We start from the raw sequence: 23,586 nt of genomic DNA on the forward strand, positions 1-23,586 counted from the left end.
TTCGCCCCTGAATCGTTTCTATGTCTCGACTACACAGTGGACTCGAAACGTACTCGGCCACCGGTTGAATATGGTCGTAAACGACCGCTCACCAGTGTTGGCGATGAAGCACGGTTCATTTACGGATGAAAGCCCACAGATCGGCATTCAATTTGTCTATCGCGGCCTTGAAGTCTTGGGCGGTGATTTGCTGGCTAGCGTTTGAAAGTTCGCTGCCGAGCACCTTACGCACCACTTTGCCCACAGTCTGTTGGGTTTTTGCGTCGATGAGTTCGGCTTCGATGAACAAATCCGTGTCCTGATCCCGGTGGCCGGTAGCGGCTTCTGTTGCCCCGACCAGGGCCGCGACCGGGACTATCTCATACCACTTCATACCTTCGTTGGAAGCGCTCACCCCGGTAATGGCTGCACGGAGGATCAAGGGTTTGGACCCATCAGGTGCTGCGGATGTGTTCGATACCAAGCGGTATTTCTGACCTAGTACGCCGCTCACGCTGGTAGTCATATAGTTCTGGATGTCATTGAGTGTTTGTTGGTTGACCCGCTCATTAGGCTTGGGTGCCGGGTACAACTCAAGGCCGTTGAACATTACGGTGTCATAAGCATTCGGGTTCCATGATGGACTAACCCAGCGCAGTGCTTTCTCACCCGTGGTGGTGGTCACTTCTTCCAGGTTGTTGTAGTTGGACAGGAAACCGGAGTACTGCTCGCGCTCAGTGACTTGGGAGGTGCAACCGCCAAGCAAGACACCGGTCAGAGCAGCGCTGACCAAGAATTTTCGGGACAGGTTCATGGTGCTGAACTCCTTGGATTTAAGTCGGTTTTTGTTCGTTGACTATCAGAAGTGCTAGCTAATTTTTCCGGTCACAGCTTGAATCCAGGCACTACCGAATTGACCGGAAATTCGATAGCCCGCTGTGGATTTTGTCTGACCCACCGGCATGTCGCCGAACCAGAGGGTGCCCAACTGAAGTTCACGTCAGTGTCTTAGTGCAGCGCGTAGCTGAGTCCGGTTCTTTTCCCATTGGTCATTACTCATCGCCAAGCGAAAGCCGAGATGCGACATGGAGTTCATGGGGTCCGCACCTTGCCTGGCACTCGTTCGAAAGCTCGTGCAGTAGCTGTCGCTACACAGAAAAGAACCCCCTCGAATCACACGTTGTGGTGCGTTGGCTGTCACCCCGAGTTCGGGGTCATAGCTCTCGGCTGGCCCCACGGGGTTAACCGCTACTTCCCCAGCCGGCTGAAGTTTGAGTCGAACTTTAAATGCATCTGCACGATACCAATCGGCGACCCACTGCCAAACGTTCCCGGACATGTCATACAGGCCATACGCGTTAGGTCTGTAACTGCCTACCGGTTTGGTGCCTATCTTGAATTTATTGCTGGACCCGGTCACGGGAAAGGGTTGTATCTCATCCCAGGTGTTGGCCATCTTTTCTCCACCGGGCGTGAAATTATTGCCCCACGCGTAGTCCGCTTGTTCCAGGCCTCCTCTTGCGGCGTACTCCCATTCAGCCTCGGTCAACAAGCGCTTATGTGCCCACCTTGCGTACGCCTCTGCATCCTCACGGGAAACTTGAACGACTGGATGAGTTTCCTTGCCTTCAATCGTACTGTCCGGACCCAACGGGTGACGCCAGTTAGCCCCCGGGACAAACGCCCACCACTGACTGAAATCATCCAGCGGGATGGGCCTGTTTGTGCCCACGAAAACCAGTGCGCCTGGCACCATGACGCTGTCATCCGGCGCAGGAGTGCCTGGCGGTAGTTGTACTTTCAGATCTTCCCATTCGGGTTTGCGTTCGGCGGTGGTGACGTAGTGCGTTTCAGAGATAAAACGGGCGAAATCTGCATTGGTGACGTCATAGCGGTCGATCCAGTATCCATCGAGTCTGACCTTGTGAGCCGGCCCCTCATTGGCTCGCGCCTTCTTGTGATCGCTGCCCATCAAAAATTCGCCAGCGGGAAGCCAGACCATATCCCGGGGGCCATTATTTCCATCACCCAGGGTCAGGGCCACTGGATCGCGAACATGCTGATGCACAGCAAAAGCCACGCAGGCAGACACTATCCCTACTGCGACTAAAGCGATGCCCAAGCGCCGTTTACTGACAAGCATTTGCGCTCCCCTTGGTGCCTGTTGGCGGTGACCACTGCAAAACCATTGGCCATCGCCCGGTGTCACGACTGAAAAGTTCTCCAGCGCCGCGTGCCCCTTGAGGGCTGTGATCCGGATCACCATCGGCACCCGTTACTCGCTGGCCTTGTTATCCCGTTGCGCCTGCAACAGCTTCTGTTCGTCTTCAGGCGTCAGCTTGGGCCGATTGATTGTCAGCGTGATCTTGTCAATCTTGCCAGTGAAGGCGAATGGTGGCTGGTAGTCCTGGTCGGCCACACCGGTAAGCGTGTCTGAACCAATGTCGAGGCTCTCGTCCCATTGCAGGATCAGCGGGATGGTGTGCTCCATCTTCTGCTCCGCGACGGACTTGCCGTCTACGTTCAGCACTCCGGTGCCACCGCGCCCGATGCCGGACATATTGTTGAACGCCAGCGTCCCCATACCAAGGCCGTCGTACTTGAAGTCGAACTCCAGGATGTGTTTGCCGGGCGTGAGCTCGGGTCCCTCCCAGCGCTGACGCTTGAGGTCCACCAGATTCCATAGGAACACCGGTTTGTTCTTGAGCAGGTAGAAACCGTACCCACCAAAACGACCACCCTGGGTGATCAACATCCCTTCGGCACCGCCGGTTGGCACATCGACCTCGGCCTTGAAAGTGTAAGAGGCATTGAGAACAGAGGGTGCATCACCGTTCGGAACACCCGTCAGCGGCAACGTCCATGTGAACACGTTACGTCCGGCAGTCAGGCTCGGCCGCGGCGTCACCAATCGCGTCGCAACCGTCGAGTCGAGTGGCAGCACCTGATATTTCTCCGCTTCTGCCCAAAAGATATTCTGCATTTCCTTAAGCTTCTCTGGATATTTGGCGGCGACGTCTTCCGATTGCGTCCAATCCTTGTGCAGGTCGTAGAGCTCCCACGGAAAAGCGGCCGGGTCCTGGCTCACGTTACCGACGATGATCCATGGTGGTCGCATTACTTTCGAGCTGGCGATCCAACCGTCGTTATAGATCGCGTGGTCGCCCATCATTTCGAAGTACTGGGTTTTGTGGGTCGAGGGCGCGTCGGCATTTGCCTTGTTGAACGTATACATCATGCTGGCCCCCTCGATGGGACTCTGCGTGATGCCATCGACCACTTTGGGCTGATTAACTTGCGTTGCTTCGAGGATTGTCGGTACGACATCGATGACATGTTGGAACTGGTTACGGATACCACCTTTGTCTGTGATCACCTTCGGCCACATGATCGCCATGCCTTGCCGGACACCGCCGAAATGTGAGGCAATCTGCTTGGTCCATGAGAAGGGGGTGTCAAATGCCCAAGACCACGCCACCGACATGTGGTTGTAGGTTTTGTCGGAGCCCCAATCGTCGTAGAAGTTCTTGAGCTGGTCGGCGACCGGCACATCCACTCCATTGAAACTTGCGACTTCATTGGGCGTGCCGAGCAACGTGCCCTCAGCGCTACCGCCATTGTCGCCGCTGATGTAAATAACCAGGGTGTTGTCTAGCTTGCCCATGTCTTCGATTGCCTGGATGACACGGCCGATTTCGTGATCGGTATAAGCGACGTATGCGGCGAATACGTCGACCTGGCGGATGAACATTTTTTGCTCGTCCGGCGATAGCGTGTCCCAATCTTTGAGCAAGTCCTTAGGCCAAGGCGTGAGCTTGGCGTCGGCTGGAATCACACCGAGCTTTTTCTGGTTTTCGAAAATCTGATCCCGCAGCTTGTTCCAACCTTGGTCGAACAACTTCATCTTGCTGATTTTTTCGATCCACTCGGGTGTCGGGTGGTGTGGCGCGTGGACACCGCCGGGGGCGTACTTGACGAAGAACGGCTGGTCGGGTGCAACGGCATTTATGCGGTTTACATAGGCAATTGCGTCGTCGGCCATCGCCGTGGTCAAGTTCCAGTCTGGTTTGCCTATAAACGGATAGATCTGAGTAGTGTTGCGAAATAGGTTGGGCGCCCATTGATTAGCATCGCCGCCTATGAATCCGTAGAAGTACTCGAAGCCCATCCCGATCGGCCACTGGTCGAAAGGTCCGTCTTGGCTCGCTTGAAAGGTTGGGACATTGTGATCTTTGCCGAACCACGCAGTGCGATAGCCGTTGTCTTTAAGCATCCGTCCGATTGTCGCTTTATCGCGTGCGATGATGCTGTTATAGCCGGGGTAGCCAGAAGACTGCTCGGAGATGACGCCGAAGCCAGCTGAATGGTGGTTACGACCAGTAAGTAGCGCCGCGCGAGTGGGCGAGCACAATGCTGTCGAGTGAAAATTTGTATAGCGCAGTCCATCCCGAGCGACCCGATCAAGAGTCGGAGTGGGTATTACCCCACCGAAAGTGCTGGGTGTGCCAAAACCTGTGTCGTCAGTGATGATGAGCAATACGTTTGGCGCTCCCTTGTGTGGCTCGATACGAGGCGGCCAGTAGGGTTTGGATTGCGCAGCGTTACGCTCGATCTTGCCTTCGAATTTTGAGGGAGGTGCAGGGATCTGTTCACCGCTGATAGTCACCGTAGCGCTGGGCGAGCCCGGTACACCGTTAATCTCGTCGGTGTCCGCACTGGCCTGCTGCATGACAAATCCTGAAATAGCGAACACCAAGATGCTGAGCAGCCCGCCTGTTGGTGAGCCGATGTCCAGTTTGACGTTGCGCATAGAACCTCCTAGATGTTTGATCCATCACCCAGGCGGCGTGCGACGCCGAACCAGGCATCACACTTAAGTCGCTATAGCTTTAATTCTGTTTTGGAATTGATGGGCCTGAAGAAGGTGCGTTACGCATACCGCGCGTTTATGTGACGCTGAGGACACGATCAACGCAAACATCGAGTATCACACCTGCTTGTAAGCGATGCTGATGATTGAGCATAGATCAGCAATCTCACTCGTCCAGCCAAGTGGCCCGCGCTCGTTTCGATTGCTTTTCGTCATAGCCAGACAAATGACCGCTTTTGGCCGATTTCTGCCGGTCACGACGAGCCGAAAACGACCCGCAGCAAGCGCTTGGCGCTACCTGCAAACCATGAATCTGGCCTATGGAGGCGGCTTGATCCAGTAACGGTGTACGCGCATCTTCGTGATGCAAGTATTGGCGCCTCACCCGGGAACCGGCGGGAACTCACCATAACTTCCATGTGTAATCGACATTCACCCGCAGCTCATTGTCATCCCGATGGCTGGCCTGGGCGCTGAAGTCGTTGCGGTACCAGGCGTTGCGCACCCGCAGGGCCAGGCCTTTGAGAGGCGTGCCCTGAAGCACATAGTTCAGTTCGATGTCCTTTTCGCTTTCTTTCAGGTTGCTGCCGCCCAACTTGGGCAACTCGATATTATCGCCGCTAACGTAGCGCAGCACGCCATTGAGTCCGGGCAGACCCAGGGCGACAAAGTTGTAGTCATAGCGCACCTGCCAGCTGCGCTCCTTGGGATTCAGAAAGTCGGAGCTCAGGGAGCCCTCGGTGATCACCAACGGCTCGGTGCCGAACAGGTACGGCATGCCTGTCTTGCCGCTCAGTTGCATGTAGCCGGCGCCGAATTTGTGGGCTCCCAGGCTGTACGTCAGCATCAGGGCGGCGTTGCGGTTGTCGACTGTGCCTGCTTTGGCCGCGCCGTCCTCACCCGTGACAAACAGGCGGAAGTCGCTTTTCAGGCTGCCGGGGCCCATCGGCCGATTGTCGACAAAGCCATAGAAGTCCTTGCGGTACAGGTCCGCGAGTTCTGCGTGGTAGTACTTCAGCGTCAGTTGCGGTGACCAGGCGTAGTCGCCTCCGAGGAATGAAAAGCGGTCGGACTCAGCCGCACCCTTGAAGCGCCCGTTGGGCGAGGCCACCGACATTTTCTGGTAGTCGGTGGAGTCACGTAGGTTGATGCGGTCGAGCCAGCCGACGTGCAGGGTCAGCTTGTCGATTTCCTGGGACTTGAGGTACGCGCCGCGAAACGTCTGTGGCAGCAGGCGAGTAGGGCTGGCGAAAGCGATCGGAAGGAACGTGCTGATGGTGCCCAATTGCAGCTCGCTTTTCGACGCCCTGACTTTGGCCGTCAGGCCCAGCTCCGAATATTCATCGGCCGGCTCACGGGTGGTGCCGCTAAACGGTAGCAGGCCGGTACCGGTGCGAGCGCGTGAGGAATCCAGGCGCACACCCAGCAAACCTTGAGCATCAAGGCCGAACCCCACCGGCCCTTCCGTAAAACCGGAACGCACATTGAGAATGAAGCCCTGCGCCCATTCGCGGGCGGCGGCCTGAGGCGTGGCATTCACGTAATTGCGGTCAAAGTAATAGTTGCGCATCACCAGATCGGCGTGGCTGTCGTCGACAAAACCGCTGGCGCAAGCCTGACCAAGGGATAAAACGCAGGCGCAGGCGCTGAGCGCCCCAAGAGAATTCCTGAGCATGGCAGTGTTCACTTTTATTGTTGTTGGAATAAGCCCGCGCCCATCGCGACGCGGGGTGTAACGGGTAGAAAGTCAGTCGGCTTGCGAGCCGTTGCGCCGCACTGACAGGTAAAACATCGCCAGCGCCGCTATGACAATCCCCGGTGCCGAGGCCAGCATCACCCCGGTGGTGCCGGTGCCCAAGGCGAGCATCTTGCCGGCCACCAACGGGCCGCTCATGGCGCCCAATCGGCCGATGGCGACCGCGCAGCCGACACCTGTCGCACGCACGGACGGACGATAGAAATGCGGTGCCAGGGCATACAGCACGCATTGCCCGCCCGTGGCGAAAAAGCCGGCAACGAACCCGGCCACCAGCATGCTCTGCAGCTGACTGGCCAGACCCAGGGCGGTCAGCGAAGCGAGAATGCCGAGATAGATCAGCGCCGACAGCGCCCAGGCCGGCAAGCGGTCCATGACCCAGCCCAGCAGCAAGGTGCCGGACGCTGCGCCAATTTGCAGCGCCAGCATCACCCAGCTGGCCTGGGTACCGCTGAAGCCCTGGCCGATCAACAGGCTGGGCAGCCAATTGATCAGGATGTAGACCACCATGAGCGTGAAGAAGTAGCTGACCCAGATCATCGCGGTCGGCACTGCCGCGCCCTCACGAAACAGGCCCCGGACCACGCCGACCGGAGCGACGTTCTGGCCGCGCTGGAGAAACTGTGCCGACTCGGGCAGATAAAGTGCCAACAGCGGCACAATCAACAGCGGCACCACTCCGCCGACATAGAACACCACTTGCCAGCCACCGGCCAGATCGGCGATGCCAATAGTAGCTGCGAGCGCAGCACCCAACGGCACGCCGCAATACATCAGGCTAACGGCTGTGCCACGCAGGCGCGGGCTCGCCACTTCACTGCTCAGGGCGATCAGGTTAGGCAACGTGGCGCCCAGGCCCACGCCCGTGAGGCAGCGGGCAACCAACAGGCTGTTGAAGTCCCAAGCCATGGCGGTGACCAGCGAGAACAGCCCGAACAGGGCTACCGACGCCATCAATACACGTTTACGGCCGATACGATCAGCCAGCAAGCCGCCTAGGAAGGCACCGGGCAGCAAGCCGAAAATGCCGGCGCTGAAGACCCAGCCCATGTGTAATTTATCCAGTTGGAAAGCCGCCGCCATACCTTGGGCGGCGATCCCCGAGGCTTGCAGGTCCAGGCCTTCCATTAGGGCGACGAGGAAACACAGACCGATGGTCCGCGCCATGTGTAACGGTGTTATCACGTTTAGCGATGTCATATGGAATACCCGTTTTATTGTTGTAGTGGGCAAAGCAAACCCGTCCGGCCGCTGCGTGGGCGACCAGCCGGGGGTGATGCACGGTTCAGCGTTTGAGCAGATCCAGCGCCACGTCGACGATCATGTCTTCCTGACCACCGACCATCCGGCGCTTGCCCAGCTCGACGAGGATGTCGAGGGTCTTGAGGCCGTACTTGGTAGCGGCGATTTCGGCGTGGCGCAGGAAGCTTGAGTAAACCCCGGCATAACCCAGCGCCAGGGTTTCGCGGTCGACCCGCACCGGCCGGTCCTGCAACGGGCGCACGATGTCGTCAGCGGCGTCCATCAGCGTGTACAGGTCGGTGCCGTGGTTCCAGCCCAGGCGTTCGGCGGCGGCGATGAACACTTCCAGCGGGGCATTGCCGGCCCCGGCGCCCATGCCGGCAAGGCTGGCGTCGATGCGGTCGCAGCCTTCCTCGACCGCGGTGATCGAGTTGGCCACGCCCAGGCTCAGGTTGTGGTGCGCGTGCATGCCGGTTTCGGTTTCCGGCTTGAGCACGGCTTTGAACGCGCGGAAACGGTCGCGGATGTCCTGCATGTTCATCGCGCCACCGGAGTCGGCCATGTACACGCAGGTGGCCCCATAGCTTTCCATCAACTTCGCCTGAGCGGCCAACTGCTCGGCCGGGATCATGTGGCTCATCATCAGGAAACCGACGGTATCCATACCCAGCTCGCGGGCGTATTCGATGTGCTGTTTCGAGACGTCGGCTTCGGTGCAATGGGTGGCGATGCGCACCACCCGAGCCCCGGCGTTGTAGGCCGCTTTCAGGTCATGCACCGTGCCGATACCGGGCAGCAGCAACGTGGTGATTTTGGCGTGGCTGATGACATCGGCCGCCGCTTCGATCCATTCCAGATCGGTGTGCGCCGCGAAGCCGTAGTTGAAGCTCGAGCCTTGCAGGCCGTCACCATGGGCGACCTCAATCGAGTCGACCTTGGCCTTGTCCAGGGCGCGGGCGATGTCCTGCACATTCTGGATCGAATACTGGTGGCGAATTGCGTGGCTGCCATCGCGCAGGGTCACGTCGGAGATATAGAGTTTTTTGCCAGGATTAAAAGTCATGTCAGTCTCCTCAGGCGTTCAGCATCGACTGCGCCATGCGATCGGCGGTGGCCAAGGCAGCGGAGGTCATGATGTCGAGATTGCCGGCGTAAGCCGGCAGGTAATGGGCGGCGCCTTCGACTTCGAGGAACACCGAGGTCTTGAGCCCGGAGAACGTGCCCAGGCCCGGAATGTGCAGCGGCGCCTCTTCGGGAATGACGTCGAACTGCACCCATTGCTTGAGACGATAGCCGGGCACGTAGGCCTGCACAGCGGTCGCCATCTCCAGGATGGACGCTTCGATTTGGGCCTGATCGGCCGCCTCGGACAGCACAAACACCGTATCGCGCATCATCAGTGGTGGCTCGGCCGGGTTCATCACAATTATCGCCTTACCCTTGGCTGCGCCGCCGATCACTTCGATGGCTTTGGAGGTGGTTTCGGTGAACTCGTCGATGTTGGCCCGAGTGCCAGGGCCAGCGGATTTGCTGGCAATCGAGGCGACGATTTCGGCGTAGTGCACCTTGGCCACGCGCGACACGGCCGCGACCATCGGGATGGTTGCCTGGCCGCCACAAGTGACCATGTTGACGTTGAGCTGGTTGAGGTTCTGCTCCAGGTTGACCACCGGCACGCAATATGGACCGATGGCTGCCGGGGTCAGGTCGATCAAGCGGATGCCGGGTTTGATCGAGCGCAGGAAGGCGTCGTTCTTGACGTGGGCACCGGCCGAGGTGGCATCGAAGACGAAGTCGATGTCCTTGAACACGTCCATGCGGGTCAGGCCTTCAACGCCTTCATGGGTGATGGCTATGCCCATGCGCTGGGCGCGGGCCAGGCCGTCGGAGGCCGGGTCGATACCGACCATGACCGCCATTTCCAGGTGCTTCGCATTGCGCAGGATCTTGATCATCAAGTCGGTGCCGATGTTGCCGGAACCGATGATGGCGACTTTGAGTTTATTCATTGTTATTGCCTCATGTGCACGCAAGTCGCCGATCACTCGGCGCTACTGTCTACCGTGAAGTCCACACCGACTCGGCCGATGCCTTCAATTTCAGCTTCGAAACGATCACCACCGGCCACCGCCACCATCGGCCCGAGTGCGCCGGTCAAAATGATGTCGCCCGCCCGCAGCGGATCGCCCAGGCGTGCCATGGTCCGGGCCAGCCAGACGGCCGCGTTGAGCGGATGCCCGAGGCATTCGGCGCCACTGCCGCTGGACACTTCTTCGCCGTTGCGGGTCATGCGCATGCTGGCTTGGCGCAGGTCAAGTCCGTCGATGCGCCGGGCCGGACCGCCCAGCACAAAGCAGCCGCTGGAGGCGTTGTCCGCCACGGTATCGACGAAGCGGATGTTCCAGTTCTGTACTCGGCTGCCAACGATCTCCAGCGCCGGGACCACCCAGCCGGTGGCCGCCATTACTTCAGCAAAGCTGGTGTCGGCGCGGGGCAGATCACGTTCGAGGATCAAGGCGATTTCAGCCTCGATCTTGGACTGCAATACGCGACCTACGGGCACGGTTTCGTTGTCGCCGTAGCACATGTCGGCGAACAGGGTGCCGAAGTCTGGCTGGTCCACGCCCAACTGGGCTTGGACCTTGGGGTTGGTCAGGCCGATCTTGCGCCCAATCACGCGGCGCCCGTTGGCCACGCCGTGGTCGACGTTGAGGCGCTGGATGGTGTACGCGGCTGCTGCGTTGTCTTCACCGATCTGCTCGCGCAGCGGCCCGATGGCTTCGCCATGGGCTTCGGCCTGGCGCAGGTCGGCGGCGAGCTGTTGCAGTGTGTCTTGAGTCAGATTCATGTCAGCCTCGGTGATCAGTGGGTCAGGAAGTCCAGGACCATGCGGTTGAACTTCTCGGCGTGTTCCCACTGCGCCCAGTGGCCGCAACGGTTGAACACGTGCAGTTGCGCTTTGGGCAGGCCGGCCAGCAAGCGCAAGCCGGTGTCCATCGGCACGAAGCGGTCCTCACGGCCCCAGACGATCAGGGTGTCGGCGGTGATTTCGTGCAGGCGGTGGCTGAAATCCGGAAATTGCTTGGGGTTGAGAGTGCTGCTCTTGACGAAGTTTTCCAGGTGATCGCGGCGCGCCAGAATATTGTCCAGGCGGGTCTGGAACAGTTCGTCGGTCAGGCCACTGGCATCGAAAACGAAGACGTTCATCATCTTCTTCAGGTTCTCGATGGTCGGCTCGCGGTACAGCGCGCCGATCAGCTTGATGCCTTCAGTGGGCTGGGGAACAAACGCGCTTGGGCCGCCGGTACCGCCACCCATCAGGATCAGTTTGCCGATCCGCTCAGGATATTCTAGGGCGAAGGCGACGGTGCTGTGGGCACCCATCGAGTTGCCGATGATGTGTACGCGGTCCAGGTCCAGCACATCGATCAGGCCCTTGAGCGCTTGCGCATTGAGGTTCGAGCGCGAGCCTTCGCTGACGATCGTGTCGCTTTTGCTCCAGCCTGGGCAATCCATCAGGATCACGCGGTAACCGGCATTCAGCAGCGGCTCGATATTGCGATGGAAGTTGGCCCAGCCGCTGGCGCCCGGGCCGGAGCCGTGCAGCATGACCACGGTTTCGGCACCTTCTCCAACGTCGTTGTAGTGCAGTTGCAGGTCCAGATCGCCTTCCTTGATACGGGCAAAGCGGCTGGTGGAAGCTTCGGTGAATGCAGTGGCTGTCATGGCAGTGTTCCTTGAATTCAATGGTGGTTGTTCAGCGGCTGTGCGCCGAGGGCGGCGAAGCCTGCAATCCACTCGGGAATTGGACGGTAATAGCGACCTTCGGTTTGATACGGGCCGAAGGCACTAAGGGCGGCGAAGGCGGCGACCCAGGTTTTCACTTCATGTGTGGACTTGCCGGCCAATGCCGACAGCTCGTCATTGCCCAGCGCATCGAGGTCGCTCAGGCGGCCCTGTTCAAGGGTGTCGAGAAACTGCTGGTCCCAAACCGGATTTAGCGGGTGCAGACTGCGTTGGTCTTCAACGAAATCCCGGGCAGCCTGGATGACTCTTTCCTGGCGCGCCTGTCGCTCATTAGCTGGCAATTGGCGACCGCTTCCCATCAGCCGATCGGCCATGCGCGCATCGACTTTGGCCAGTTCCGGCACCGGAGGTTGATGGGACAACCCTCCGGAAGCCAGGAACAGCACGCGCTTGTTCAGCGACTGCGCCCACTGGCCAATCGATTCACCGAGCAGACGGGCACGCTTGAAGCCGGGCAGGGGCACGGCGACCGAGTTGATGAACACCGGGATCACCGGGCAACCTTGTAAGCCACCCAGCAATAGTTCCAGCGGTTGGGCGAACGCATGGTCGACCTGCATGCGATAAGACACAGCGGCGTCGACACCGGCATCCAGGACAGCCTGGGCGCAGGATTCAGCCAGCGCTTTGGGCACGTCCAGGGGACCGGCGGCGGTGTCGAAATCGCCGATGGCGTCGGCCGCCATGCCGATGCAGAAGGCCGGCATCATGTCGTAGAAAAAACCGTTGTAGTGGTCGGGGCCAAACAACACCACCAACTCCGGGTCGAAGCGGGCGATGCGTTCACGGGCATCGCTGATCATGCCATCGACCTCGGCCAGTACTTGTGGCTCTGGGTCTACGTAGCCCACCAGTGGTGTGTGAGACAAGCAATGCAGATAGGCGCTCATGTCAAGCCACCTTGCTGACAACAGCTTTCGCAGCCGGTTGCGGCAGGACGTTGAGCGCCCGGGCCAATTCATCGCAGGCATGGTCAACGGTTTGGGGGATGGCCAGGCCGGCGAGGAAGCGGTCTGGACGTACCAGGGCGATGGACGAAGTGCCGCGAGCGAACCATTCCTTGAGACGACCGGTGCTGTCTCCGACGCGGATCACGTCGGGGCCGGCATCACTCGATGCTCTGAGCTGGACATCCGGCAACACTTGAATAAAGCGTGTGCCCAGGGCTTTCCATTGCGTAATTTGCGCCGGCGTCAGGCCCCAGGTCGGATCGCAGCCCCAGGCGATAATCGCAAAGTTTTCGCCGATCACTTCATCCAGCAACACAGTGGTGCCGGCGTCAGTCAACACCTTCGGCTGAATGAACATCTTGCCTACCGGAGAGCCCCTTTCACTCGGCACGATCAAGGCGCCCCGGGTGTATTGCGGCATCGGTTTGAAGCGCATTTCCACGAAGTAGCGTTTGACCGGCGGCAGGTAGTTGAGCAGCCACGACACGCCATCGCGCAGGGTGCCTTGCCAGCGTTTCGGCGGTGCCAACACGTGGCCGGCGAGCACGGAAAGATTGATCATCGCCTTGGCGTGGTCGCGGCGCTCCTGTTCGTAGCTGTCGAGCAGGCTGTCGGCCGCCAGCCCCTTGATCACCAGCGACAGCTTCCACGCCAGGTTCGAGGCATCGCGCATGCCGCTGTTGTACCCCTGGCCTTGCCACACCGGCATGATATGCGCGGCATCGCCCGCCAGCAGCACCCGGCCCTGACGGAACCGACCGGCCAGACGAGCGTTATGGGTATAGACGCGGCTGCGGATCAACTCGATGTGGTCCGGGTTCGGCAACACCTTGGCCAGTAGCTTGCGCATGTTTTCGGGCTTGCTCAGCTCAGCCTCTGTTTCGCCGGGCATCACCATGAACTCGAATCGACGCACGCCATGGGGCAGGGCGGCGGACACGTAAGGACGCACGGGGTCACAGCATAGATAAACATGGGGCGTGGCCAGCGGGTCGTTGGCAATGTCGACCACGATCCACTGATTGGGTGCGGTCTTGCCTTCGAAACTGATGTCCAGGCTGCGCCGCACCAGGCTGTTGCCGCCGTCGCAGCCAATCAGGTACTTGGCCTGCAAGCGTTCGCCGCGACCCTCTGAATTTTTGAGGGTGAGCGCCACACCACTGTCGCTTTGCTCGAAGCCTTCGAGTTCGCGACTGAATAACACCTTGACGTTGGCAAAGCGCGCCAGACCTTCGAACAAAACACGGTCGGCCAAGGGTTGAATGAACGCGTTGCGACGTGACCAGCCGAACTCGTCGGTTTTGGGCTGAATATCGGCAAAGCAGCGACCCTTGGGAGTCAGGAAGCGCATGGCGTGCCATGGCGTGGTGTGCGGCAGCACGTTGTCGGCCAAGCCGACTGCTTGAAAAGTACGCAGGCTTTCGTCGTCCAGACCGATGGCGCGGGGATAGTCGATCAGGCTCTCGAGCTTTTCCACCAAGGTGACGTTCACGCCACATTGACCCAGATAGTTGGCGATCATCAGGCCAACCGGGCCGGCGCCGACAATCGCGACATCGGTGGTCAGGTCCAATGAGGAAGGAGTGGGTGCAGAACTCATGGTCATCTCCGTACAGCGCTTTTGGATTTCTTATTGGGCGTAGTATGGAAATCACAAGGCTGGTCGACAACGACAACTCTTGTTGGTGTGCGCTGAGTGCACATGATTGATTTACAACGATAAAGGATCCAGCCATGAGCGAGACCGAATACAAAGCCGTACGTGGCCTGATGCGAGGTTTGGCACTGATTAATGGCTTGAACCGCTTCGACGGCGGCGCCAGCACCGCGCAACTGGCTGAGCAGAGCGGGCTGCATCGCACCACCGTGCGCAGGCTGTTGGAGACCTTGCAGGCTGAAGGTTATGTGCGGCGTAGCGAGTCGGATGACAGTTATCGTCTGACGTTGAAAGTGCGCGAACTCAGTGAAGGTTTTCGCGATGAGCAATGGATTTCCTCCATCGCCGCGCCCTTGCTCGGAGAGTTGTTGCAGGAAGTCATCTGGCCCACCGACCTGTGCACGCTGGACGGCGATGCCATGGTCATTCGCGAGACCACTCATCGCTTCAGCCGCCTGTCGTTTCACCGCTCCATGGTTGGCCGGCGCCTGCCCTTGCTAATGACCGCGACCGGGCGTGCGTACTTTGCGTTCTGCCCACCCGCCGAGCGGGAAGAGCTGATCGAATTGATGATCAGCCGCGAAGATGAACAATCGGTGCTGGCCGCGGATCGTCGTTTTGTCGATCGGCTGGTGGAGCACACCCTGGCCAAGGGGTATGGCGAAAACAACTCGCACTGGGGCCTGGAACGCAAGATCGCCGCCATTGCCATCCCGGTCATGCACGAGGAACAGGTGATGGGCTGCCTGAATCTGGTGTACATCGCTAAAGCGATGCCCATTGAGGAAGCCGCTCGTCGCTACTTGCCGGCGATGCAGGGCGTAGTGAAACAGATCCAGGCTCAATTGGGCTGATGTTGCCTGCGTCTGAAAGCCAACTCACTGGGTAAGGCTTACTGGTGTTGGGGTAGTAAACGTCAGTTGCCTGCACGCTATGCCGACTAGGAGTACTTTTTCATCCAGGACCTGCGCCCGGTCATGATCATGAATCCGGTCAACACAAAGTTGGAGGGGCAGAATGTCGGCGGCTTGAAGGACAGCCACGACTTCGCGTTTAGCTCAGAGATGATGCGCATCGTCCGAGAGTAGGGCTTGGGAATGCTTGCCTACACCTGGCCAAAACCGGGTCACGACGCAGCAGTGGACAAGGTTTCCTAGGTCGCCCTGTTCAAACCCTGGGATGGGGTGCTTGGCACGGGTATGTACATCGATGATATCAACGCGCAGTTTCGCAAAGACCTGAGGCAGATGGCGCTGTTGGGGTTAGTCATCGCTCTGGTGCTGGCTACCTTTATCAGCCTGATCGTACGCAGCATTTCGCGCCCCCTCAGGCAAACAGTCGAAGCCTTGGCCAATATCGCCAGTGGCGAAGGCGACCTGACTCTTCAATTGCAGGTCAGCGGTCGTGACGAGCTAAGTGCGTTGGCTAGGCACTTCAACGTGTTCACTGACAAACTGAGCCGCGTCGTTGCAGAGCTGCTGGGCGTGGCGCAGCTACTCGAGCAGGCCGCCCATTCCCTCAGCAACAGCGCCAATACGGCGCAGCAGCAAAGCGGCGAGCAATCCCGGCAAATGGAAATGGTGGCCACGGCAATCAATGAGGTGGCCTACAGCGTGCAGGATGTTGCCAGGAATGCTGAGCACGCCTCCAATGAAGTGCGCAGTGCCGAGCAGCAGGCTGAGCGCGGTTTGGTCAGTATCGATCGCAGTTTGAATCAGATTGATCAGTTATCCACGACCATTGCGCAGGCCGTCGATGCGATTCAGGCGCTGGTGCTGGACAGTAACCGCTACAGAACATCGACTAAATCACCCCTGATTAAGTAGGCACTCGGGACCGTCTGCTTTTGGCCGATTCTGTTGAAAAAGTCGGTTTCGGTTTCTATCGCAGAAAAGTACGCGTCTGAGATTGAAATCCTTACCTTCAGCAGAGGCTGCCCTGAGTCGATTTCACGTAGCAGCGTGCAAAAAAGGGGATTTCACCCATCAATATTCGAGCAGTTTGGGCAAACCGACTTTTTCAACAGAATCGGCCGATTGCTGCCTGTCGCGACGGGCCGCAAACGACCCAATGCCAAACTTTGAAAGTACGCGAACTCAGTAAAGGTTTTCGCAACGAGCAATGGATCTCCTCCATCGCCGCGCCCTTACTCAGTGAGATGCTGCAGGAAGTCGTCTGGCCCACCGACCTGTGCACGCTGGGCGGTAACGCCACGGCTATTAGCGAGACCATTCACCGCTTCAGCCGCCTGTCGTTTCACCGCTCTATGGGCGGCGGGCGTCTTCTGTGCGTGTCACGCAGGTAGTGCTTCAGGTATCAGAATGTTCGCCATGCGAGCGCTGCGATCCTTGCGATCCTGCGCAGTGTCTTCGCTGTGCAGCAATGACAAGCTGATTTGATAGGCATAGATCAGATAAGCGCGATCGCAGGCTTCGCTCTGCGTCACGTCAGCTTGTATCAACAGACCCTCGATATAGTTCAGGCGATAGCGGTCGACTTCGTCGATGGCTTGTCTGGCTTTATCGTCCCTGCGTGCCCAGGCGCGTATCCCCAATTCAATGGCGGCGGCTTCGCGAGCGGTCTGGCCATGGGAGGGCAGCTCCAGCAGGCGTTGCAGTTGCTGGAGCGGTGAAGTGTGTGCGGTACGCAGTTGAAGGATGACATCCTCGGTCGCACGGGACCGCCAGTTGCCGAGAATGCCTTCGAGTAATTCACCACGGCTTTTGAAGTGGTAGTAGAAGCTGCCACGGGTGATCTTCAACTCTTTGGCTAAAGTGTCGACCCGAACGGCGTCTACGCCGCTGGTAACCAGGACATGCTGTGCGGCATGAATCCAATCTTCTCGAGTGAGACTGGTGCGTGTTGACATTGTGCTAGGGCCTTGTCCAACCAACTGAATGAGTGCCGGGGGCGAGTAGGGCGCCTCGGGTAGGGAAAAACATTCTAACGCCTGGCGGCATTCCAGGCAGCCGCAATTCACACGTGTATTGAACAGCTCTTTGTTGTAGCAGGCTGACCGTTCGTCATAAAGATACAGATATGTATCCTTTTAGGAAATTGATTTCCCCGCTCTAGCGCCTTATTTCGCGCAAGATACTGAGATACATGTCTGTATTTTGAGTGTTGACGCGCCTTGGTTTCCTCTCTAGCATACAGATACACATCTGTATCTTCATAAATAAAAACAACCGGAGGCCTTATGGACGGTATTGGAAAAACCCTGCTGGCAGCAGGACACAAGACCAACTATCACGAAGCAGGTCAGGGCGATGCCCTGTTTCTGCTCCATGGCTCCGGTCCTGGCGTTTCGGGCTGGACAAACTGGTCGCGAAGCATGTCGGCCTTCTCTGATAAGTGGCGGGTCATCGTTCCGGACATTGCCGGTTTCGGTTTCACCGAGTTCCAGGAAGAGGCCAAATACGATATCAAGCTGTGGGTCAGCCACCTGGTCGGCATCATGGATGCGCTGGATATTGCCAAGGCCTCTTTCGTCGGCAATTCCTTTGGTGGCGCGGTCGCCATTGGCCTGGCGGTGTTCGCCCCGGAGCGGGTCGACAAACTGGTGCTGCTGGGCACGCCTGCTGGTGAATTCGTGCAGACACCGGGGCTACGCGGTGCCTGGGAGTACGAGCCATCGCTGGAAAACATGCAGCAGCTGATGGAGTTGTTCCCTTACGACAAGACCTTGATCACGCCCGAGCTGGTCAAGGCGCGTTACGAAGCCAGCGCCCGCACCGGTTCCCAGGAAGCCTTGCGCAAGCTCATTCCCAAGCCTGCCGCCGAGGGTGAAACGCTGGTCAAGGGTTTCCCTGCTGCGGCCCTGGCCAAGATCGTCGCGCCGACCCTAGTCGTGCATGGTCGTGAAGACCGCGTGGTGCCGCCAAGCTGCGGCATGCTGATCGCCAACAGCATACCGAATGCCGATTTGCATTTGTTCGGCCGTTGCGGCCACTGGGTGCAAAGCGAGCAGCCGCGACGCTTCGTGGCGTTGGTTCGCGACTTCCTGAGCGAGTGATCCGACATGAGCCGAAATCTACTGGAGCGAGCGCTGTGGCAACTTTCAGTTGATCGCGCCTCCAAAGAGCGTTTTCGCGAAGACCCCAGAGGCTTCCTTGGGCGTTTCGCATTGAGTGAAGAGGAAGTCGAAATGGTCGTGGGCTTCGATGTTGCCGCCCTGCAAGCGGTCGGAGTCAATCCGATGCTGACCATGGGTTTCTGGCAGGAGTTGGCACCTCAGCGAAGCATGTCGCTGTACAAGCAGCGCCTGGGTGCAACCGACGAACAACGCGCGGCGTTCTCCGCCGCACTCAAGGGGTGATCCGATGGGCAAGATAGTAGGCGGTTTCTGGATGCCCCATGATCCGGTCATGTTCGTCGCCCCCAACGCACCGCCGCAGGCCCAGGGTGATGCGGTCTGGGGTGCATACGAGCAATGTGCTCAGCGCCTGGCGCAGTTGGTGCCGACCTCGGTGATCATCGTGGGCTGCGATCATTACATCCTGTTCGGCACTCAGTGCCTGCCGCGTTATGTCATCGGTACCGGTGATGTCGATGGTCCACTGGATCGCTTGCCGGGGCTGGAGCGAGGTGTGGTGCGCAACCAGGAAAAACTGGCCGGTCATATCGTCTCGCATGGCGAGGGGCAGGGCATCGACTGGACTGTGGCACGCAGCTTCACCGTGGACCATTCGTTCTCGATTCCACATCAGCTGACGGTCAAGCCGGCTGAGCACATTCTCGGTCGAGAGCTGCCGACCATTCCTGTGTATCTGGCCTGTGGCGTGGATCCTTTCATTTCGCTTAAGCGAGCTGCCGACCTGGGTCGCCAGATCCGTGCTGCGGTGGAGTCGTTCGATGCTGACGAGCGCGTCGTCATTATCGGTAGCGGCGGCATCAGCCACTGGGTAGGAACGGCGGAAATGGGCCGGGTTGCCGAGGACTTCGACCGGGAGATTCTCGCCCACGGCGTCAACGGCGATCTGCAAGCGCTGTGCGCCTATTCCGATGAAGAGATTTTGCGTCGCGCCGGCAATGGCGCCATGGAAATCCGCAATTTCGCCTGTGCCATGGCTGCCGTCGCCAATCCGGCCGGTGAAGTCATCGCCTATGAAGCCGTGCCTGCCTGGGTCACCGGGTTGGGTTTCTTGCAATTGTTTTCCGCGGAGGAAAGGTCATGAGCCGTGTATTGCTGTGCCAGCGCGATGAACTGTCGCCGGGCGAATTGAAAAAAGTCAGCCATGGCGCTGCCGAAGCTATCTGCGTGTACAACCTGGGCGGCACGTTCTACGCCACATCGGACATGTGCACGCATGCCACGGCCTCTCTGGCGGAAGGTGACCTGGAAGACGATCTGATCACCTGCCCGGTGCATTGGGGGCAATTTCATATTCCGACCGGCAAGGCGATGACTTTTCCTTGCGAAAAGCACCTTCGAACGTATCGGATCATCGTTACCGACAAAGAGGTCTTTGCCGACCTCGAGCACGCCAGTGATGCCGCTCTTGCCGAAGCCTGACGCTCGACACGAAGGCCTGTCGTACCACCCGTATTCCTTGTGAGTCTAGAGCATGGATAACTGCAAACACATACCACTCAGAACCATTGAAGCCACACCCAGCCTGCCGAACCTTGATCGGGTGTGCGACATGGATGAAGGACGCTTGTCCGGCAAGGTGTTCTGGGACCAGGCCATCTACGAGCAAGAACTCGAGAAGATTTTCGCGCGTTGCTGGCTGTTCGTAGCCCATGAATCCCAATTGCCCAAGTCTGGTGACTATCTCGCCACCAGCATGGGCGAGGACGAGGTTCTGGTGGTACGTCAGAAGGACGCATCGCTGAAGGTGTTCCTCAATGCCTGCCCACACCGTGGCAACAAGATATGTTTCGCCGAGGCGGGCAATGCACGGGGCTTTATCTGCAACTACCACGGCTGGTCATTCGGCACCGATGGCGGCCGGTTGCTGGGTATGCATGAATCCAAGTGCTATGAGGAAAGTAATTTCGACAAGTCCAAACATGGACTGCGCGAAGCGCGTGTTGCGACTTACAAGGGTTTGGTGTTTGCCACCTTTGCCGACGATGCACCGACACTTGAAGAGTACCTGGGGCCGATGACCTGGTACCTGGATGTCATGCTCGACATGGACGAGGGCGGCAGTGAGTTTCTCGGTGGCTGTATCCGTTCCACCATCGAATGCAACTGGAAAGTCGCGGCTGAAAACTTCGTCGGCGACATCCTCCACGGTGGCTGGACTCACGACTCCGCGGCCAAGGCCATGCTGGGCGGACCGGTGGCCAACGTCGGCGACCTTCCTGAGTCCTACTCGGTGAACTGGAATGGCCACGGCTACGAGTTCGCCACCGATGTGGTCGGCAATGCCGCAACCCTGGGCGAGAAAGACATCAACAAATACCTGCACGTATTGCGCCCGAAAGTGGCGGAGCGACTGGGTGAGTTCCGCTCCAAGCTGATCGGTTCGATTTCGTCGTTCACCGTGTTCCCCAACTTCTCCTTTTTGCCAGGGCAGAACACGGTTCGTATCTGGCAACCGCGCGGGCCACACAAGATCGAGCTGTTTACCTGGGTCATCGTCAACAAAAATGCACCGCAGGACATCAAGGACAAATGGCGCCGTGGCGCGATGATGACTTTCTCCCCGACTGGCGTGTTCGAAATGGACGATGGTGAGAACTGGGAATACTGCACCAAGACCAGCCGCGGCATGGTCACGCGCTATCAAGATCTGTACGTCGGCCTTGGCATGAACACACGCATCGAAAACAGCGAACTGCCTGGCAATGTGTTCAAGGGACAACTCAACGAATGCAACTCCCGTGCGTTCTACCAGCGCTGGAAAGACCTGTTGCAATCGCCCACCTGGGCGGACGTACCAGATCGTAACGGCACGATGCGTTGAGGGGACCGAAGATGAATGCTTTGCCTATGGAACAACCCGTTGCAGTCGAAGACACGCGCGCCGTCGAGGCCTTCTTGTTGCGTGAGGCTCGCCTGCTCGACAACGAGTGCTGGGATGAGTGGCTGCAGTCGCTCAGCGAGACCATCCACTATTGGATGCCCGGTATCGAGAACCGCCGACGCGAAGACAAGTCGGGCCCCTACAGACTGGAACACATGGCCTTCTTCGACGACGGCATGCGCGATCTGCAGCGCCGGGTGGCGCGGTTCAAGCAGCCGTCGGCCTGGGCTGAAAACCCACCGACGCGCAACGTTCACCTGATCAGCAATATCGAGGTGTTTGCCGGGGAACAGGAAGGCGAGCTCATTGCGTTCTCGTGCTTCATGAACATCCGCAGCCGTGGTCTGGACGAGTCCCATCAACTGGTCGGACGCCGTGAAGATGTGCTGCGCCGCGAAGCCGACGGGCTGAAGTTGTTCAAGCGCAAAATCCTGATTCCAAACGCGATGTTGTTGTGCAAGAACATCAACACTTTCCTCTGAGGACACGCACATGGGTTGGCTCGAAGGACAAGCAGCATTGGTCACTGGCGGTACCGGCGGCATCGGTAGCGCCATCGTTCGGCGCTATGTGAACGAAGGTGCACGGGTGTGCGTCATGGCGCGTGACGACGAACAGCTGAGCGCACTGCGCAGCGAATTGGGCGACGCCATTATCACGGTGCAGGGCGATGTCTCGAAATATGAAGACAATCAACGCGCGGTGGCGGCCACGCTGAATGCGTTCGGCAAGCTCGATACGTTTGTCGGCAACGCGGCGGTATTTGACTACTTCACACGTCTGGACCGCATTGCCCCTGAAGATTTTGAGAGCGCGTTTCAGCGCTTGTTCGCCATCAATGTTCAAGGCTACATGCTGGGCGCACGATGCAGTACTGATGCCTTGCGCGCCAGTCGCGGCAGCATGATCTTCACCCTGTCCAACAGTGCTTTCTATGCCGGCGGTGGGGGCATTCTCTATGTCACCGCCAAACATGCGCTGGTCGGCATGATCCGTCAGCTGGCCTACGAACTGGCACCGGATATCCGCGTGAATGGCGTAGCGCCCGGGGCGACCAATACGCCTATGAAGAGTCTTGATGGGCTCAATGCGCGAAGTGTTCCGCTCAACCAGATCCCGGGTTTCGAGCAAGGCGCTGCGCAGGCGGTGCCGCTTCAGCGCATCGCAGAACCCGAGGATCACACGGGCCACTATGTGCTGTTGGCCTCCAGTGAAAACTCCGGGTTGACCACCGCCAACATCATCCACAGCGACGGTGGCTGGGAAGTCCGCAGCCCGGGCGCAGCCAGTCACAGAAAGGTCTGAAGCCAGACCTGCACGTGTACCCATAACAAGAGAAATGACCGATGAGCGTCTACAGCCGTTCCTTGAGTGCACCCCAACAGAAGTTGCTGGAACTGTTCACTGGTTTACCGATGCCGATCCTGGCCGCTCCGATGTTCCTGGTTTCCGGGCCGCAGCTGCTCAATGCCTGCTGTGAGGCGGGCATTGTCGGCAGCATGCCGGCGCCCAATGCGCGCACCGTCGAGCAACTGCAGCAGTGGCTGGCACAGATCGTTGCCGAGCGTGAAGCCGCGCAAATCCGGGGCCAAGTCTGGGCTCCCTGGATGCTGAACATGATCGTGCACAGTACTTATGATCGGTTCGAGGCCGAGTTGGAACTGGTCAAGCGCTACCAGCCGCAAATCGTTTCCACGGCCTTGGGCAGCCCCAAGCGTGTGATGGAAACTGTCCATGGTTATGGCGGTGTAGTGATCGCTGACGTCATCACCCCGAAATTGGCACGCAAGGCGGTCGAAGCCGGTGTCGATGGCCTGGTGTTGGTCTGTAACGGTGCCGGCGGCCACACCGGCAGCTACAACCCTTTTGCCTTCGTCGCTGAAGTCCGCGAGTTCTGGGACGGGCCGCTAGGTCTGGCCGGTGCTGTTTCGAATGGGCGCGACATCCATGCGGCGCAAGTCCTGGGGTGCGACTTCGCCCTGGTGGGCACCCGTTTGGTTGCGGCCCACGAGAGCCTGGTCGAAGACGCCTACCGGGACATGCTGGTGGACTGCTCCATGGATGATGTGACGACCACCAAGGCCGTCAGTGGCGTACTCGCCACTTGGATGAAACCTTCCCTGGAAAAGGCTGGCATTGATCCTGGCGCCGAGAACAACACGCGTATCGATTTTTCCGGTGACATTGCCTCTGCCAACAAGGCCTGGAAACACGTGTGGTCGGCTGGTCAGGGAGTAGGGCAGATCAAGCGCAGCTACAGCGTCGCCGAGTTGGTCGATGAGCTGCATCAGGGTTACCTGACCAGTCAGCAACGCTCGCATTGAGCGGTGACTACCAATTGTTGAGGA

General features: G+C 58.8%; 23 protein-coding genes. 11 read left to right on the forward strand and 12 right to left on the reverse strand.

Annotation, left to right across the window (positions count from 1 at the left end; translation table 11 throughout):
• Nucleotides 1-115: 115 nt before the first annotated feature.
• The 11 genes from ACA054_RS15035 to ACA054_RS15085 form a co-directional block, all read right to left on the reverse strand.
• Nucleotides 116-793: a DUF3313 domain-containing protein gene (locus ACA054_RS15035; protein ID WP_497690101.1), complete on the reverse strand. Its 678-nt coding sequence runs from the start codon at nt 791-793 to the stop codon at nt 116-118.
• A gap of 186 nt (nt 794-979) precedes the next feature.
• Nucleotides 980-2,122: a formylglycine-generating enzyme family protein gene (locus ACA054_RS15040; protein WP_497690102.1), complete on the reverse strand. Its 1,143-nt coding sequence runs from the start codon at nt 2,120-2,122 to the stop codon at nt 980-982.
• Between the two features lie 132 nt (nt 2,123-2,254).
• Entirely contained in the window at nt 2,255-4,789 is a 2,535-nt protein-coding gene (locus tag ACA054_RS15045; protein WP_497690103.1) for an arylsulfatase, read from the reverse strand.
• Between the two features lie 463 nt (nt 4,790-5,252).
• Entirely contained in the window at nt 5,253-6,524 is a 1,272-nt protein-coding gene (locus ACA054_RS15050) for an OprD family porin (RefSeq protein ID WP_497646072.1), read from the reverse strand.
• 72 nt (nt 6,525-6,596) lie between these two features.
• Nucleotides 6,597-7,805, reverse strand: coding sequence for a 3-(3-hydroxy-phenyl)propionate transporter MhpT (gene mhpT / locus ACA054_RS15055; protein ID WP_497690104.1), 1,209 nt, complete (start codon nt 7,803-7,805; stop codon nt 6,597-6,599).
• An 85-nt stretch (nt 7,806-7,890) separates the two neighbouring features.
• The gene (gene dmpG, locus ACA054_RS15060) at nt 7,891-8,910 is read right to left on the reverse strand and encodes a 4-hydroxy-2-oxovalerate aldolase (protein WP_497398784.1); all 1,020 of its coding nucleotides are present in this window, start codon (nt 8,908-8,910) and stop codon (nt 7,891-7,893) included.
• Between the two features lie 10 nt (nt 8,911-8,920).
• On the reverse strand, nt 8,921-9,856 hold the full coding sequence (locus ACA054_RS15065) for an acetaldehyde dehydrogenase (acetylating) (protein WP_497690105.1): 936 nt from the start codon (nt 9,854-9,856) through the stop codon (nt 8,921-8,923).
• 32 nt (nt 9,857-9,888) lie between these two features.
• A complete protein-coding gene (gene mhpD / locus ACA054_RS15070) occupies nt 9,889-10,695 on the reverse strand; it encodes a 2-keto-4-pentenoate hydratase (protein ID WP_497690106.1) in 807 nt (268 codons plus the stop codon).
• 14 nt (nt 10,696-10,709) lie between these two features.
• On the reverse strand, nt 10,710-11,573 hold the full coding sequence (locus ACA054_RS15075) for an alpha/beta fold hydrolase (RefSeq protein WP_497690107.1): 864 nt from the start codon (nt 11,571-11,573) through the stop codon (nt 10,710-10,712).
• A gap of 17 nt (nt 11,574-11,590) precedes the next feature.
• On the reverse strand, nt 11,591-12,544 hold the full coding sequence (mhpB, locus tag ACA054_RS15080; RefSeq protein ID WP_497690108.1) for a 3-carboxyethylcatechol 2,3-dioxygenase: 954 nt from the start codon (nt 12,542-12,544) through the stop codon (nt 11,591-11,593).
• Nucleotide 12,545: 1 nt separating this feature from the next.
• Nucleotides 12,546-14,204 (reverse strand): bifunctional 3-(3-hydroxy-phenyl)propionate/3-hydroxycinnamic acid hydroxylase, encoded by a 1,659-nt coding sequence (locus ACA054_RS15085; protein ID WP_497690109.1) that lies wholly within the window; start codon nt 14,202-14,204, stop codon nt 12,546-12,548.
• A 134-nt stretch (nt 14,205-14,338) separates the two neighbouring features.
• On the opposite strand from ACA054_RS15085, the gene ACA054_RS15090 reads away from it, so the two are divergent.
• From ACA054_RS15090 to ACA054_RS15100, 3 genes are all read left to right on the forward strand, one after another.
• Nucleotides 14,339-15,115, forward strand: coding sequence for a DNA-binding transcriptional regulator (locus ACA054_RS15090; RefSeq protein ID WP_497398772.1), 777 nt, complete (start codon nt 14,339-14,341; stop codon nt 15,113-15,115).
• A 102-nt stretch (nt 15,116-15,217) separates the two neighbouring features.
• Nucleotides 15,218-15,349 (forward strand): hypothetical protein, encoded by a 132-nt coding sequence (locus tag ACA054_RS15095; protein WP_497690304.1) that lies wholly within the window; start codon nt 15,218-15,220, stop codon nt 15,347-15,349.
• Nucleotides 15,350-15,460: 111 nt separating this feature from the next.
• The gene (locus tag ACA054_RS15100) at nt 15,461-16,087 is read left to right on the forward strand and encodes a methyl-accepting chemotaxis protein (protein ID WP_497690110.1); all 627 of its coding nucleotides are present in this window, start codon (nt 15,461-15,463) and stop codon (nt 16,085-16,087) included.
• A gap of 467 nt (nt 16,088-16,554) precedes the next feature.
• Here the strand turns inward: ACA054_RS15100 and ACA054_RS15105 are convergent, their stop codons facing one another.
• Nucleotides 16,555-17,130: a TetR/AcrR family transcriptional regulator gene (locus ACA054_RS15105; RefSeq protein ID WP_497458300.1), complete on the reverse strand. Its 576-nt coding sequence runs from the start codon at nt 17,128-17,130 to the stop codon at nt 16,555-16,557.
• A gap of 330 nt (nt 17,131-17,460) precedes the next feature.
• Here ACA054_RS15105 and ACA054_RS15110 point away from each other — a divergent pair, with 330 nt between their 5' ends.
• Genes ACA054_RS15110 through ACA054_RS15145 form a run of 8 tightly spaced genes read left to right on the forward strand, consistent with a single transcriptional unit; the run spans nt 17,461 to nt 23,562 of the window.
• On the forward strand, nt 17,461-18,276 hold the full coding sequence (locus ACA054_RS15110; protein ID WP_497690111.1) for an alpha/beta fold hydrolase: 816 nt from the start codon (nt 17,461-17,463) through the stop codon (nt 18,274-18,276).
• 6 nt (nt 18,277-18,282) lie between these two features.
• Entirely contained in the window at nt 18,283-18,579 is a 297-nt protein-coding gene (locus ACA054_RS15115) for an extradiol ring-cleavage dioxygenase (RefSeq protein WP_497690112.1), read from the forward strand.
• A gap of 4 nt (nt 18,580-18,583) precedes the next feature.
• Nucleotides 18,584-19,438 carry a DODA-type extradiol aromatic ring-opening family dioxygenase gene (locus ACA054_RS15120; protein ID WP_497690113.1) on the forward strand — a complete coding sequence of 285 codons (855 nt, stop codon included), beginning with the start codon at nt 18,584-18,586 and terminating at the stop codon, nt 19,436-19,438.
• Nucleotides 19,435-19,776: a non-heme iron oxygenase ferredoxin subunit gene (locus ACA054_RS15125; RefSeq protein WP_497458296.1), complete on the forward strand. Its 342-nt coding sequence runs from the start codon at nt 19,435-19,437 to the stop codon at nt 19,774-19,776. The genes ACA054_RS15120 and ACA054_RS15125 overlap by 4 nt, the downstream gene beginning before the upstream one ends.
• Before the next feature lie 52 nt (nt 19,777-19,828).
• A complete protein-coding gene (locus tag ACA054_RS15130; RefSeq protein WP_497690114.1) occupies nt 19,829-21,178 on the forward strand; it encodes an aromatic ring-hydroxylating oxygenase subunit alpha in 1,350 nt (449 codons plus the stop codon).
• Nucleotides 21,179-21,189: 11 nt separating this feature from the next.
• The gene (locus ACA054_RS15135) at nt 21,190-21,720 is read left to right on the forward strand and encodes a 3-phenylpropionate/cinnamic acid dioxygenase subunit beta (protein WP_497458294.1); all 531 of its coding nucleotides are present in this window, start codon (nt 21,190-21,192) and stop codon (nt 21,718-21,720) included.
• Nucleotides 21,721-21,730: 10 nt separating this feature from the next.
• Complete coding sequence (gene hcaB / locus ACA054_RS15140; RefSeq protein ID WP_497690115.1) at nt 21,731-22,543, forward strand: 3-(cis-5,6-dihydroxycyclohexa-1,3-dien-1-yl)propanoate dehydrogenase; 813 nt, start codon at nt 21,731-21,733, stop codon at nt 22,541-22,543.
• Nucleotides 22,544-22,584: 41 nt separating this feature from the next.
• Nucleotides 22,585-23,562, forward strand: a complete 978-nt coding sequence (locus ACA054_RS15145; RefSeq protein WP_497690116.1) for an NAD(P)H-dependent flavin oxidoreductase — start codon at nt 22,585-22,587, stop codon at nt 23,560-23,562.
• The last annotated feature ends 24 nt before the right edge of the window (nt 23,563-23,586 follow it).

This window comes from Pseudomonas sp. LBUM1653, from assembly GCF_059716115.1.